The following is a 14,415-nucleotide window of genomic DNA, read 5'->3' as shown; positions in this document are numbered from 1 at the left end:
TGTCGTCCCGGTCATGATAAAACTTTCTTTCTAAAAACTTTCGTATATCGGGGAAAAGTAGTACTTTAGCGTGGTTTTTTACAAACCGTAGAATGTATAATTAATAATCATTTTAAATGCTTGAACAAGACAGAATTATAAAGATTAACATCGAGGAGGAAATGAAGTCATCGTACATTGACTACTCCATGTCGGTCATCGTTTCACGTGCCCTTCCGGATGTTAGAGATGGATTTAAGCCTGTTCACCGTAGAATTTTATACGGAATGATGGAATTGGGCAATACTTCAGACAAACCTTATAAGAAATCAGCCAGAATCGTGGGTGAGGTACTTGGTAAGTACCATCCTCATGGAGATTTTTCTGTTTATTTTGCAATGGTGCGTATGGCTCAGGAATGGGCAATGCGTTATCCTTTGGTAGATGGACAGGGAAATTTTGGTTCTGTAGACGGTGATAGCCCTGCAGCTATGCGTTATACAGAAGCTCGTCTTAATAAGTTGGGTGAAGCAATGATGGATGACCTGTATAAGGAAACCGTCGATTTTGAGCCTAACTTTGATAATACGCTGGTAGAACCTAAAGTTATGCCAACACGTATCCCGAATCTTCTGGTGAACGGAGCATCCGGTATCGCTGTAGGTATGGCTACCAATATGCCTCCTCATAATCTTTCGGAAGTAATTGAAGCATGTGAGGCATATATTGATAATCCGGAAATAACGGTAGAGGAACTGATGGAATTTGTCAAAGCACCAGATTTCCCTACTGGCGGGTTTATATATGGTGTGAGTGGTGTACGCGAGGCATATTTGACTGGGCGAGGACGTGTAATTATGCGTGCGAAAGCCGAAATCGAAAGCGGACAGACACATGATAAGATCGTAATAACCGAGATTCCTTATAATGTAAATAAGGCCGAGTTGATTAAGTATATAGCTGATCTTGTAAATGATAAGAAAATAGAAGGTATCTCAAATGCCAATGATGAGTCTGACCGTGACGGTATGCGTATTGTTATTGACATAAAACGTGATGCAAATGCAAGTGTAGTGTTGAACAAACTCTATAAAATGACAGCTTTGCAGACATCTTTTGGCGTAAACAATGTTGCTTTGGTTCATGGACGTCCAAAAACGTTGAATCTGAGAGATTTAATTAAATATTTCATCGAACATAGGCACGAAGTTGTTATTCGTCGTACTCAGTTCGATCTTCGTAAAGCGAAAGAGCGTGCGCACATTCTTGAAGGTTTGATAATTGCTTCGGATAATATCGACGAAGTAATTCGTATCATTCGTGCAGCAAAAACTCCTAATGACGCTATAACAGGCTTGATTGAACGATTCAACCTGACAGAAATTCAGGCTCGCGCAATTGTAGAAATGCGTTTGCGTCAATTGACAGGTCTGATGCAGGATCAGCTTCATGCGGAATACGAAGAAATAATGAAGCAGATCTCTTATTTGGAAAGTATTTTGGCGGATGATGAAGTATGTCGTCAGGTAATGAAAAATGAATTGTTGGAAGTTAAAACGAAATATGGAGATGAACGTCGTTCTGAAATCGTTTATTCTTCAGAAGAGTTTAATCCAGAAGACTTCTATGCAGATGATCAGATGATTATTACAATTTCTCATATGGGTTATATCAAACGTACTCCGTTGACTGAATTCCGTGCACAAAATCGTGGGGGAGTAGGCTCGAAAGGTACGGAAACCCGTGATGAAGACTTTGTAGAACATATCTATCCTGCTACCATGCACAATACCATGATGTTCTTTACCCAAAAAGGTAAGTGCTATTGGCTGAAAGTATATGAAATACCTGAGGGAACGAAGAATTCTAAGGGACGTGCTATTCAGAACTTGTTGAATATTGATTCAGACGATAATGTAACTGCATACTTACGTGTGAAGAGTTTGGAGGATTCTGAGTTTATTAATAGCCATTATGTATTGTTCTGTACTAAGAAAGGTGTAATAAAGAAGACATTACTTGAACAGTATTCTCGTCCTCGTCAGAATGGTGTAAATGCCATAACTATCCGTGAAGATGACAGCGTTATTGAAGTTCGTATGACGAATGGAAACAATGAAATCATCATTGCCAACCGTAATGGACGTGCAATTCGTTTCCATGAAGCCGCAGTTCGTGTGATGGGACGTACAGCAACAGGTGTACGCGGTATTACATTGGATAATGACGGTCAGGATGAAGTAGTAGGAATGATTTGTATCAAAGATTTGGAGACAGAATCTGTGATGGTAGTTTCTGAACAAGGATATGGCAAACGTTCTGAAATAGAAGACTATCGTAAGACGAACCGTGGCGGTAAGGGTGTGAAGACCATGAATATTACCGAAAAAACAGGTAAGTTGGTAACAATCAAGTCGGTAACCGATGAAAATGACTTGATGATTATCAATAAGTCTGGTATCACCATTCGCTTGAAAGTAGCTGATGTTCGTATTATGGGCCGTGCTACTCAAGGCGTTCGTCTGATAAATCTAGAAAAACGTAACGATCAGATTGGTTCGGTATGTAAGGTTATGACAGAAAGTCTTGAAGATGAAATTCCGGCAGAAGAAGCAGAAGGAACAATCGTGAGTGATCCGAATGCTGATGCTCCTGATATTGCTGATGCAGCAGACGTAAATGAAAACGAAAGCAACAACGAAATCGAGGAATAGACATAATATTAATAATTAATCAAACAACAATCATGAAAAGAGTATTATTTTCGATGGTTTTATTGATGGCTGTTAGCTTCTCATTTGCACAGATGAAGAATGTGAAAGAAGCAAAGAGTATGGCTAATGACGTAAAACCTAATTTTAAGCAGGCTGAGCAGCTTATTAAAGAAGCTATGAAGAATCCTGAAACGAAGGATCTTGCTGACACATGGGACGTTGCTGGATTTATTCAGAAACGTATCAACGAAGAGCAAATGAAAAATGCTTTTTTGAAAAAACCGTATGATACATTGAAAGTGTATAATAGCATTCTGAAAATGTATGAGTACTATACTAAGTGTGATGAATTAGCGGAAATACCTAATGAAAAGGGGAAAGTTAAAAACAAATACCGGAAAGCAAATGCTTCAAGTATGTTGGCTGAACGTCCTAATTTGATCAATGGTGGTATTCAGTATTTTAACTTGGATAAGAATAAAGAAGCCTTGAAATTCTTTGCAACATATGTTGAATCAGCTTCTTATCCGATGCTAGCTGATAAAGAATTGGCTAAAAACGATACGCTTCTTCCGCAAATTGCATATTACGCAACATTAGCTGCTGATAGAGTAGGCGATAAAGATGCGATTATTAAATATGCTCCTTCAGCTTTATCTGATAAGGATGGTGGCAAATTTGCAATGCAGTTGATGGCTGATGCTTATAAGGCTAAAGGTGATACTGCTGCATGGATTAAGGCATTGGAAGAGGGGATCCTTAAGTTCCCTGGAAATGATTATTTCTTCGCTAATTTGGTTGATTATTATAATAGCTCTAACCAAGCTTCAAAAGCTATGGAGTTTGCTGATAGAATGTTATCTAATGATCCAAACAATAAGTTGTATTTGTATGTAAAAGCATATCTTTATCATAATATGAAAGAATATGATAATGCAATCGAATACTACAAGAAAGCTATTGCGGCTGATCCGGAATATGCAGAAGCATACTCTAATGTAGGTTTGGTATATTTGATGAAAGCGCAGGATTATGCCGATAAAGCAACAACAGATATCAATGATCCTAAATATGCTGAAGCGCAGGCTGTGGTTAAGAAATTCTACGAAGAAGCTAAACCATTCTATGAAAAGGCTAGAGCTTTGAAACCTGATCAACAAGATTTATGGTTGCAGGGGCTTTATAGAGTTTATTATAACTTAAATATGGGACCTGAATTTGAAGAAATCGATAAACTGATGAAGTAATTAATATCGTTTTCAGGAAAATTATAAGTCTGAAAAATATGGGAAGGTTGCTAGAAATAGTAACCTTCTTTTTTTTCGCATAATTCATATTGTTGGGGGGGAGAGATAATCAACACACACATTTATGGTAACTTTCTTCAATTGATAAAAATTAAAAAGGAGCAATATAATAACATTGCTCCTTTTTAATATTAAACATAATATTAATTATTCCCTAATCGTAAATGCCCATTTTTTGCTTGATTTGATCAGCTGTTAATAACAAGTAATGGTGTATCAGAATGAAAAATCATTTTTCTAGCAATACTTGGATTAAATAATCGAGCAAATATATTCCTTTTGTAAGAAGTCAAAGTAATTATATCTATTTGATTATCTTTGATATACTGATCAAGTCCTTTTAACAAATTATCGTTCATTACTACATCATAATGAATTTCAAGCCCAGGATATTGCTTATGAAAATATTCTTTTATGCCGGCTAGTTTTATTTCATTCCAAGTATCTTTGGAATCAGTAAGATGTATTAAAGATACAGAAAAATGGAATGATTTCCAAGTATTAAAGAATGCTTCGAAAGCAATTAAATCTCTTTGATCAAAATTGGTAATAAAGGCGATCCGTTTTACTTCACTAAACTGTTTAAATGGTGTGTTTTCGGGAATGGCCAGTATAGCTGTGCGGCTTCTATCAATAACTTCAGCCGTTACACTGCCAATCAAATCAATATCTTTCTGATTCTTTCCCCGAGTGCCCATGATAATAACCGTGGGATGCTGTTCCTTAGCATATCTTAAGATTTCTTCTTCTGGAATACCTTCACGTAAGATACAGCTATATTTAATGTTGGGAAAATTCCCCGATGTGACTTGTTCTTTTATCTTCTCTGATAAAGCATTGAGGTCAGAATGAACTTTTTGAATAATCGTTTTTACGGATTCTTCATCTCCAATCTGGTAATTGAAAACATCTCCATATGGTAATGATGAAGCATACATAGGCGTAAAATAGACGTGCAACAAAATGACTTCCGCATTTTCCGTTTTTGCTAGGTTAAATGCAAATTCACACGCTTTCATCGAATAATTAGAGAAGTCGACGGGAATTAAAATCTTATTTGACTTATTTTCTGTTTTAGGCTCCTTCTCTCCCACTATACTTTCAGACAGCCATGTAGAACTTTCTGTTATTTTCAAAGCACGTGGCAGATCGTTTTCCTTTATGCGTAAACGTACCCCCGAAGAAACAACCGGTTGTATTTGATTTACGTTATGAATGTATGTTTCTATACCTTCATTTTCCAAGACATTCTTTAAGATCTGTGCTTTGGTGTATGTCAGAATGGCTAGGGTTACTAATTTGTCTTCCATAAATGTACATTTTATAAAGTGAAAACAAATAAGAAATCCCAATTGTTTGATTCAATTGGGATTCAGTTTGTTATATTTTAAACTTGCACAGATTCGGTAGCCTGTTCTTTTTGCATACTCATATTCAATTCATCTAGGATTTTTAAAGCCCGATCAAGAACGGTCGTATCATCCAACATTACAAGCCCACCATCTGGACCGGGCTCAAGATGTATTCCGACACTTTTTCCCTCTTTGAAATTGTGTCCTCCGAAGAAGTTTCGTACTGTATCTACGTGTAAACCAAGTTCGTCTGCTATTCTATGCATGCTACCGCTAGGCAATGAATCTTTAATTTTACGAAGTTCATTAAACGTTATTGTTCTCATGTCTCATAAATTTAATGGTTAATATTATGTGATTTTTTATCACGCTATAAACTTAAGCAAAAAAAAAGATAAAACAAATTATTTGCTTATCTTTTTTTCTTGAATTTATAAAATCTATTAATGACCTTTATATTACCTCAATAGCAGAAGCTGGTACCCATCCAACTTTTCCATCTTCCAGCCGAATTTCTTTCCATTCTTTCATAGAGTTGTCTTTGACGCTTACCTTCCTCCCTTCATGGAGGATAAACAAGCTGGTACCACTCTCGCTTGGAGTACTTCGAACTGTTACACTTGGGTTCATTACTATAGCTTCATTTCGATTGACTAAATGTTCTTTTTGTTGTGAAGCGAAAAGATTAGAGCAGATGGTGACAACCAGAAAAACAATTCCTGATATGAAGCCTACTTTTTTTAACCCAATCTGTTTTGAGAATATAAAAAAGTAAAGAGCTATAATCAATAGAATAAAGGAAACAATACCCCATGTGGCCCATGCATCTACACTCATGCTATTTGTCAGAGACTTGATCCATGAAACAAAGAACACTTCAGGAACAGGCTCAACTTTGTCTATTGTCTTTGTGCGTGCCACTTCAAGATTAGCACGTATATCGCCATTTCCTGGTTGCAATAACAGGGCACGCTCATAATTTAAAACAGCTTTCGCTATCTCTCCTATTTTATAATAACTATTTCCCAGATTGTAATAAATGTCAGCAGCCTCTCCATTTTTTAGTAATGCTTCATATATCTGAATAGCTGCTGCATAATCTTCTTTTATATATGCGGAATCGCCTTCAGCTTTTGTGGCATCTTCCAGTGTGCTACTGGAGAATGTGGTATGTGAAGCGTGGATAGAATCAACTCTATTCGTTTGTTTAGAATCGATGTTTAACGTATCTTGTGCAAAACAAGTAAGTGACATTGATAATAATATAAAAAATAATATCTTTTTCATGACACAATCTCTTCTGGGTTAATGTTTTATTGAATTCTCCATTTTGCTTATTACTTCTATTGAAGAAGAATAAACTTTATCCATAGCTTGATTTTCATCACCTGGAGCAAACCGAGCAAATTCACAATCATTCAATGCATTCAGGAATTCTTTGATCAGTTCTTCATTTACTCCATGATTTCTTAGCTTCTCTTCAATATTATCTTTAGATAAACGAGATACCGGAATATTCAGTTTGTCACTTATATATCCCCACAGTGCCTTTAAAACTTCATCATAGAAAGCATCTTTCTTGTTTTCTGAAAGTAATTTTCCAGCTAACTTCATACGTTTTGTTGCCACTTTATTGGCTTTCTTCGTACGCATTTTAGCTACGTTCGCATTTTCAGCAGCTTGCTTACGATAAATAATAAAGAAAATAATAAAGGCAAAAGCCGGAATGATATAGAATAGCCAATATGCCATTGAACCATAGAAGAAACTTCCTTTAGGTTGGAGAGTAACTTCGTTTTGTTTAATATAACGGATGTCTTCACCTAATACTTTCAAATCCTCTTTATTAGTGAAGTTAGCAATTACTTGATCTGCATTACCAGTACCCTTTTCAACGTTTACTACATAGTCTTCTGTTTTCAGTGTTTTATAAGATTTGGAGCGAATATCAAAATAACTGAAGGATACTCCTGGAATCTTATATGTTCCAGCATGTCTAGGAATTGCTAAATATTCAATCACCTTATTACCTGTAAGTCCTTCCCGGGTTAATCTGACTTGATTGTCTACTTTGGGATCGTATACTTCAAAGTCATTGGGGAATTTGATTTCCGGATTAGAAATTAACTTCAGGTTACCTGTACCGGATATTACTAATTTAATAGTAATAGCATCATTGGTTTTCAGTTCCTTGTTGTTGATGGATGAAGAAATATTGAACTCTCCCACTCCACCGGAGAAATCTGTCGGTTTACCAGCAGGAAGCGGATTGACATTTATTGCTATTTTAGGAGTGGAAATGGATTTTTTTATTTCAACGACATTACTTCCTCCGTTGAAGAAGGCGTCAAAAGGATCATCAGATTGTACAGGTTTACCGACTGTCATCTGGAATTGAGCAGGATCAATATATAGTTTTCCTGATTGTTGAGGGAAGAGAACGAACTGACGATAAACTGTTGTATAGTAATTACGTCCTTGATAATGTTCCGGAGTCCATCTCGCGTTTGTAGTCATTTCGATTTCTTGAGAATGGAAACCTTTAAAATCGGGTAACTTTGCATTATTCAGTTGTAAATTGGATTCTCTGGTGTATATTTTATAGGTCAGGACAAATGCTTCTTGTTCATACACATTCGTTTTACTGGCACTTGCTGTAATAAACAAGTCTTGGTTAGAGACACCTGTACCTGACGAGGAATGTATAGAAGAGCTACCGCTACTATTGCTTTGCCCGTTATTGCTACCTTGATCTTGTGGCAATACTTTAATTCTTACTGAATTGGATACCATTTGATCGCCATCAGCTACAATTGAAGCTCCGGGTATTGTGTATTCTCCGGCATTATTTGCCATTAATATATATGTGAATGTAATACTACTAGTAGATGTAACATTACCATTCACTATTTGAGTATTACTTTGTTGTGAACGGCTTGGCCCCATCAACACATCAAAGCCTTTGATCGATGGTGCCCGGAAATCTTTCACTTTTTGTGTAGTTACAGTATACGACAGCCTGAATTGGTCGCCTACTACCACTGCGTCAGGAGCAGAAGCAGTAAAAGACACTTTATCAGCAAGCACCTGAGTGCTATATGCTATCAATGCCATCAATATAATAATCAGTTTTTTCATTGCTTATGAAATTTATATCATCAACTTTATATTACCAATCTTTTTCTAAGCGACCACCTTGCATAACTTTTTGTTGCTTTTTCACTTTGTCCTGCACATCTTTTTCATCCTGCATTACAGAATTCAGCAATTGTTCAGCATTCTCCTTTGACATCTGATTATCTTGTTTCTTTTCTGACTTTGGTGGTTGCTGCTGATCTTTCTTTTCATCTTGTTTCTGATTCTGATTGTCTTTATTCTGGTCTTGTTTTTGATCTTGCTTTTGTTGATCTTTATTCTGATCCTGATTTTGGTCTTGATTCTGCTGATTTTGTTGATCTTTCAACATTTTCTGTGCAAGAGCCAAATTGTACCGGGTTTCATGATCGGCAGGATTATTACGCAGCGACATTTTATAGGCATCCACAGCCTTTGCATAATCTTTACCAGCTTGGAAAAGTACTCCCATATTGTGGTAGATATGGGCGAGCTTCATTTTATCCTTTTCTATTTTGCTGGCTGATACGTATTGTTCCATAGCATCCTGAAACTTTTGTTGTTGCGAAAGGGTATTTCCCAAATTATACATAGATACTGTAGACTTGGGATTTGCTTCCAAAGCCTTCCGGTAGTTTACCTCTGCATCAACAAATACACTATCATTAAACAGGCGGTTTCCCTTACGGATATAGTCGCGTTCTGCTTTCTGAGCCGAGACACCGGCTGCTGCTAGCAGAAATACAGCGAATAGAATATATTTATTTTTTAACATACGCATAACTATTTCTTATTAGAAAACAGGTGAATGTTCTTAAATAAAGGATTTTTGCGATCCAAAATTAAGATTTCTGCCAATAACAATAGTAGAATAACCCATGCAATAGCCTGGAATTGTTCGTTAAACTCTGTATATACTTTCGACTCTACATCAGACTTCGCCATTTTGTTCACTTCTTGATTAATCGCTTTTTGGGCTGAATTAGAGTTGTCTACTCGTACATATATACCTTTTCCTTCCTTAGCAATTTCCTGGCACATAGCTTCATTCAAACGGGTAACGATTACATTACCTTCCCGGTCGCGGCGATAATCATTTGTACCTTCTACCGGAATGGGAGCACCGTCAGGCATACCTACTCCCAATACACTAACTTGAATACCTTTTTCTGCAGCAGCTTTGGCAGCTTCTACTGCACCACCCTCATGATTTTCACCGTCAGTAATAACAATAATAGCACGTCCTACCCCTTCTTGCGGAGTGAAACTACGAGCTGCTAAATTGATTGCTTCCCCGATAGCTGTACCCTGTTTAGAAATTAACGAAGGATTAATGGACTCTAAAAACATCTTAGCGGAAATATAGTCACTTGTAATTGGCAGCTGAGTAAAAGCGTCACCTGCAAATACAATCATACCTACTTTATCATTATCAAGTTCATCCACTAATCTGGATATTAGTCTTTTTGCTTTTTCCAGACGGCTAGGCTGTACATCCTGAGCTAACATAGAGTTTGAAATATCCAAGGCTATAATTACCTCTACTCCTTTACGCTTAACCGTTTCCAGCTTAGAACCGAATTGGGGGCGTGCCAGTAATACAGAAAACAAGCCAATAGCAACAAAAATAATCCAGAATTTTACATCCGGACGATATTTGGATACATCAGGCATTAATTGAGCCAACAAAGTCGGGTCCCCGAAGCGTCGGATATTCTTTCTCCTCTTGTAATTGGAATACAAGTAGAAAGCTGCTAAAAAAGGTAATAGCAGCAATAAATATAAATATGTAGGTTCTCCAAATCGAAACATCTTCTTACTATTTTATGATTGGCAAATAACGATTGACAAACATTCTTATGGAATTTTTTTGAGTACCGAATTGCGTAATAGTACTTCAAGCAAGACACAGAGGAAAGCAGCTAGTGCAAACCATTGATACTCTTCATCTCGTTTACTATACTCTTTTACATTCAGTTTAGTCTTTTCCAGTTTATCAATTTCTTCATATACTTCTTTTAGTTTCGAGTTGCTCGTAGCTCGGAAATAGTTACCATCCGTTGTTCCGGCAATCTCTGTCAATGTCTTTTCATCAATTTCTACCGGCATACTTACATATTGTACAGTATTCCCGACTGGATAAGGATAAGGAGCCATTCCATTAGTACCTACCCCGATAGTATATACACGAATACCAAAACTTTTAGCTATTTCAGCCGCTGTCATTGGCGAAATATCTCCCTTATTATTAGTACCATCCGTCAATAAGATGATAACTTTGGATTTCGCTTTGCTATCTTTTAAGCGAGTCACAGCATTAGCAATGCCCATACCAACCGCAGTACCGTCAGTGATAAGGCCGCATTTGATGTTATGTATCATATCCAACAATACGGCATGATCTACAGTCAGCGGACATTGAGTGAAGGTTTCTCCTGCAAATAATGTAATACCGATATTATCATTAGGACGTCCGTTGATAAATTCTGCAGCTACATCTTTGGCGGCTTCAAGTCTATTTGGCTTTAAATCTTCTGCCAACATACTGGTAGAAACGTCGATAGCCAGCATAATATCAATTCCTTCTATCTCACTGTTCTGCCACTTATTAGTAGTTTGCGGGCGTGCAAGAACCAAGATTACCAACACTAAAGCAAGGCAGCGCAGTAGAAATGGAACATGCAACAAATAGTTCTTATAACTCTTAGGCGTATGTGCATATACCCGGGCATCTGAAATTTGAAGAGTTGCTTCACTTTTCTTTTGCTTCAGGATATACCATACAATATACGGTATAAGCAATAATAGCAAAAACAGATATTCAATATTGGCAAAAACCATTTTATTTATGATTTAACAGTTTACTATTTAGTATTAAGCTATACATTCTTTATACAAAAAGATTGTATAACTGCAGACCTATATATATAAAGGTACCAACCAGTGCTGCTGATAATAGTGCAATTCCGCAAATCAGCATAGCTTTAACACGTAAAGAACGTTTCTCAATAATAGTGATTTCCGTTGGTTGCGGTTTCTGGTTTTCCTCTTCCGGTTGTTTTGTCTCATTGATAAAATCGATGGCATTAATCAAATTAGCATCGTTTTCATTCATCTGAGGATCATGCTTGGCAAACTTCACTAAATCAGCGGTTTGGAATAAAAGTTTCAAGTCTGATATAGCCTCTTTATCATTCAACTCCAATAGCTGGTCGATTATCTCAGAAGAAGTCATTTCCAATGCGTTAAATCCGAAACGATCCTTAATATAGGTACGAAGCGTATCAGTTAGTTCGGTGTAGTACTCCTTCGGCTGTCCTTTCTGCCAAATTTTCTCAGCTTTGATACGTTCTATCTCTTTCATTGCAGCCTGATGTGGAGGTAATTTAGGTTCAACTTTTATTTTACGGATAATAGGTTTATTATCACGTATACGAATAATGAGATAGATCAGTAAACCAAGCAAAGGTAAAGCCAAGAATGAACAGGCAATTAATCCATACCAGTCTTCCCATGCAAAAGGAGCTTTCATCACAGGTTTCTGCCCAAAGAACTGGTCTGGATGTAATGTGTCAACCGGCATCGAATATACTTTCAATGCTAGAGCTTTGGATTTATATACTTTACCATCTACGGTAACCGGCATTGGTGGTAGATAATATAGAGCAGAGTCAAAAGAAGTAATAATATATTCCTGAGTAATCAACATTCGTTGACGATCATTCAGGAATTGAGTATCCGGTTTGACTGTTTCTATAATTTCCACACCTTTTACCAGTGTATCGGCGTAAGCAGGAAAAATAGCACGTTGTTTGGCATCCATAGCTACTTGCAATTGCACTTTTGCCTGTTCGCCAATCAGTATCTGCAATGAATCAATTTTTGCTTCTACCGTGACAGACTGTGCTACTGCTTTACCGACAGACAATAGACCTAATAATGCTATCAGAATAATATTTTTATTCATCTTTGATTCCATTAATTTCGTTTGGCAAATAAGTTCAACAATGCCTTTACGTAATCCTGATCGGTTCTGACAGATACAGCATCCACGTTACTTTTAGTAAAAGTATCGTTAAGTTCAGTCTGCTTTTGTATCCACCAGTCACGATGTGCCCGGCGTACAGCTTTGGAAGAGGTATCGATCCATTGTTCATGTCCAGTTTCTGCATCTTTGATTCGCATCAGTCCTACTGGGGGGAGATCACTAACCCTCCTGTCATATACTTGTAATGCTACTACATCATGTTTTCTATTAGCAATGGTCAGTGCATTCTTAAAGCTTTCCTGATCAATAAAGTCTGATAAGATAAATGCAGTACAACGTCTTTTCATCACGTTTGTCAAATATTCTAAGGCAAGACGAATATTTGTACGACGGCTTTCCGGCTGAAAATCAATCAATTCGCGAATAATATATAAGATATGTTTACGGCCTTTCTTGGGAGGAATAAACTTTTCTATCTGGTCTGAAAAGAAAATCACACCTATTTTATCATTGTTCTGGATAGCAGAGAAAGCAAGCGTGGCAGCGATTTCCGTCACCATATCCTTCTTCAACTGCTTGATCGTACCAAATTCCAAACTTCCGGAAACATCGACCATTAACATAACTGTCAGTTCGCGTTCTTCTTCAAATACTTTCACATAAGGTTTATTGAAGCGCGCAGTCACATTCCAGTCTATGTCACGTATATCATCGCCGAATTGATATTCACGGACTTCCGAAAATGACATACCCCTACCCTTGAAAGCCGAATGATATTGGCCTGCAAAGATATTGTTAGACAATCCTCGTGTCTTTATTTCAATTTGGCGAACTTTTTTTAGTATTTCACTTGTTTCCATTTATACAGTAGTTAAGTAGTAAGTAGTTAAGTAGCCATGTATAGATATTAATGACTACTTATTGACTGTATTATAACTACAAATTAGGGCACTTCAACCTTATTCAAAATCTTACTGATGATTTCGTCCGAAGTCATATTATTAGCTTCAGCTTCGTATGTCAATCCAATACGATGACGGAGAACATCATGTGCTACAGCACGTACATCTTCTGGAATTACGTAACCGCGACGTTTGATAAATGCATATGTGCGAGCAGCCAAGGCCAGATTGATAGATGCACGAGGTGAACCTCCGAATCCGATCATATCTTTCAGTTCCTTGAGATCATACTTTTCAGGGAAACGGGTTGCAAATACAATATCTACAATATAACGTTCAATCTTCTCATCCAGATACACCTGACGAACAACCTTACGTGCTTCAATAATTTCATCCGCTTTGAGAATAGGCTTCACATTAAACTTCTCACCATTGATATTTTGGCGAATAATCAGTTTTTCTTCTTCCAGCTTCGGATAATCAATGACAACTTTCAGCATGAAACGGTCAACTTGTGCCTCAGGAAGCGGGTAAGTTCCTTCTTGTTCGATAGGGTTCTGAGTAGCCAGTACAAGGAAAGGTTCCGGTAATATGAATGTTTCTTTACCAATAGTAACCTGACGTTCCTGCATTGCTTCCAGCAAAGCACTCTGTACTTTAGCAGGAGCACGGTTGATTTCATCAGCTAATACAAAGTTTGCGAAAATTGGTCCTCGCTGCACTTTAAAAGATTCATCTTTCTGACTGTAAACCATTGTACCGATAACGTCGGCAGGCAATAAGTCTGGCGTAAACTGGATACGGCTATACTTCGCATCAATCAAAGAAGCGAGTGTTTTAATAGCCAAGGTTTTCGCCAAACCAGGCACACCTTCCAAAAGAACGTGACCATCGGAAAGTAATCCGATAAGCAGTGATTCAACCAAATGTTTCTGACCAACAATGATTTGGTCCATCCCTGTCGTAAGATTGGTAACGAAAGCACTTTGTCTTTCAATCCGCTCATTTAGCTCGCGGATATCAATTGATTCAGCCATAAATACTTAATATTTTATTATT

Annotated in this window: 12 protein-coding genes; 2 read left to right on the top strand and 10 right to left on the bottom strand. The window is 37.2% G+C overall.

The window, feature by feature from the left end; genetic code table 11:
• Positions 1-116 precede the first annotated feature (116 nt).
• Both gyrA and GD631_RS15505 read left to right on the top strand, forming a co-directional pair.
• A complete protein-coding gene (gene gyrA, locus GD631_RS15510; protein WP_143260327.1) occupies positions 117-2,693 on the top strand; it encodes a DNA gyrase subunit A in 2,577 nt (858 codons plus the stop codon).
• Between the two features lie 32 nt (positions 2,694-2,725).
• Positions 2,726-3,940: a tetratricopeptide repeat protein gene (locus GD631_RS15505; protein WP_185911489.1), complete on the top strand. Its 1,215-nt coding sequence runs from the start codon at positions 2,726-2,728 to the stop codon at positions 3,938-3,940.
• A 248-nt stretch (positions 3,941-4,188) separates the two neighbouring features.
• Here the strand turns inward: GD631_RS15505 and GD631_RS15500 are convergent, their stop codons facing one another.
• From GD631_RS15500 to GD631_RS15455, 10 genes are all read right to left on the bottom strand, one after another.
• Positions 4,189-5,310, bottom strand: a complete 1,122-nt coding sequence (locus tag GD631_RS15500; protein WP_143260326.1) for a universal stress protein — start codon at positions 5,308-5,310, stop codon at positions 4,189-4,191.
• A 77-nt stretch (positions 5,311-5,387) separates the two neighbouring features.
• Complete coding sequence (locus tag GD631_RS15495) at positions 5,388-5,678, bottom strand: hypothetical protein (protein WP_004295969.1); 291 nt, start codon at positions 5,676-5,678, stop codon at positions 5,388-5,390.
• Between the two features lie 127 nt (positions 5,679-5,805).
• On the bottom strand, positions 5,806-6,639 hold the full coding sequence (locus GD631_RS15490) for a tetratricopeptide repeat protein (protein WP_143260325.1): 834 nt from the start codon (positions 6,637-6,639) through the stop codon (positions 5,806-5,808).
• A gap of 18 nt (positions 6,640-6,657) precedes the next feature.
• Positions 6,658-8,490, bottom strand: a complete 1,833-nt coding sequence (locus tag GD631_RS15485) for a BatD family protein (protein ID WP_143260324.1) — start codon at positions 8,488-8,490, stop codon at positions 6,658-6,660.
• Positions 8,491-8,521: 31 nt separating this feature from the next.
• Positions 8,522-9,241 (bottom strand): tetratricopeptide repeat protein, encoded by a 720-nt coding sequence (locus GD631_RS15480; protein WP_185911643.1) that lies wholly within the window; start codon positions 9,239-9,241, stop codon positions 8,522-8,524.
• 8 nt (positions 9,242-9,249) lie between these two features.
• A complete protein-coding gene (locus GD631_RS15475; RefSeq protein ID WP_143260322.1) occupies positions 9,250-10,278 on the bottom strand; it encodes a VWA domain-containing protein in 1,029 nt (342 codons plus the stop codon).
• 45 nt (positions 10,279-10,323) lie between these two features.
• Positions 10,324-11,307 carry a vWA domain-containing protein gene (locus GD631_RS15470; RefSeq protein ID WP_143260321.1) on the bottom strand — a complete coding sequence of 328 codons (984 nt, stop codon included), beginning with the start codon at positions 11,305-11,307 and terminating at the stop codon, positions 10,324-10,326.
• Positions 11,308-11,356: 49 nt separating this feature from the next.
• Entirely contained in the window at positions 11,357-12,445 is a 1,089-nt protein-coding gene (locus GD631_RS15465) for a BatD family protein (RefSeq protein WP_143260320.1), read from the bottom strand.
• Positions 12,445-13,314, bottom strand: a complete 870-nt coding sequence (locus GD631_RS15460; protein WP_143260319.1) for a DUF58 domain-containing protein — start codon at positions 13,312-13,314, stop codon at positions 12,445-12,447. Before GD631_RS15460 ends, GD631_RS15465 begins: the two co-directional genes overlap by 1 nt.
• A gap of 83 nt (positions 13,315-13,397) precedes the next feature.
• On the bottom strand, positions 13,398-14,393 hold the full coding sequence (locus GD631_RS15455) for an AAA family ATPase (protein ID WP_004314364.1): 996 nt from the start codon (positions 14,391-14,393) through the stop codon (positions 13,398-13,400).
• Positions 14,394-14,415: the final 22 nt, after the last annotated feature.

The sequence above is a fragment of the Bacteroides luhongzhouii genome, assembly GCF_009193295.2.
GTDB classification, from domain to species: Bacteria; Bacteroidota; Bacteroidia; order Bacteroidales; family Bacteroidaceae; genus Bacteroides; species Bacteroides luhongzhouii.
This window is presented reverse-complemented; position numbering and strand designations above follow the sequence as displayed.

What these genes read in the sequence shown, in the direction of transcription:
- GD631_RS15495 (WP_004295969.1), bottom strand. Translation starts at nt 5,678, where the DNA reads ATGAGAACAATAACGTTTAATGAACTTCGTAAAATTAAAGATTCATTG.
- GD631_RS15500 (WP_143260326.1), bottom strand. Translation starts at nt 5,310, where the DNA reads ATGGAAGACAAATTAGTAACCCTAGCCATTCTGACATACACCAAAGCA.
- GD631_RS15455 (WP_004314364.1), bottom strand. Translation starts at nt 14,393, where the DNA reads ATGGCTGAATCAATTGATATCCGCGAGCTAAATGAGCGGATTGAAAGA.
- GD631_RS15490 (WP_143260325.1), bottom strand. Translation starts at nt 6,639, where the DNA reads ATGAAAAAGATATTATTTTTTATATTATTATCAATGTCACTTACTTGT.
- GD631_RS15475 (WP_143260322.1), bottom strand. Translation starts at nt 10,278, where the DNA reads ATGTTTCGATTTGGAGAACCTACATATTTATATTTATTGCTGCTATTA.
- GD631_RS15485 (WP_143260324.1), bottom strand. Translation starts at nt 8,490, where the DNA reads ATGAAAAAACTGATTATTATATTGATGGCATTGATAGCATATAGCACT.
- GD631_RS15480 (WP_185911643.1), bottom strand. Translation starts at nt 9,241, where the DNA reads ATGTTAAAAAATAAATATATTCTATTCGCTGTATTTCTGCTAGCAGCA.
- GD631_RS15470 (WP_143260321.1), bottom strand. Translation starts at nt 11,307, where the DNA reads ATGGTTTTTGCCAATATTGAATATCTGTTTTTGCTATTATTGCTTATA.
- GD631_RS15465 (WP_143260320.1), bottom strand. Translation starts at nt 12,445, where the DNA reads ATGGAATCAAAGATGAATAAAAATATTATTCTGATAGCATTATTAGGT.
- gyrA (WP_143260327.1), top strand. Translation starts at nt 117, where the DNA reads ATGCTTGAACAAGACAGAATTATAAAGATTAACATCGAGGAGGAAATG.
- GD631_RS15460 (WP_143260319.1), bottom strand. Translation starts at nt 13,314, where the DNA reads ATGGAAACAAGTGAAATACTAAAAAAAGTTCGCCAAATTGAAATAAAG.
- GD631_RS15505 (WP_185911489.1), top strand. Translation starts at nt 2,726, where the DNA reads ATGAAAAGAGTATTATTTTCGATGGTTTTATTGATGGCTGTTAGCTTC.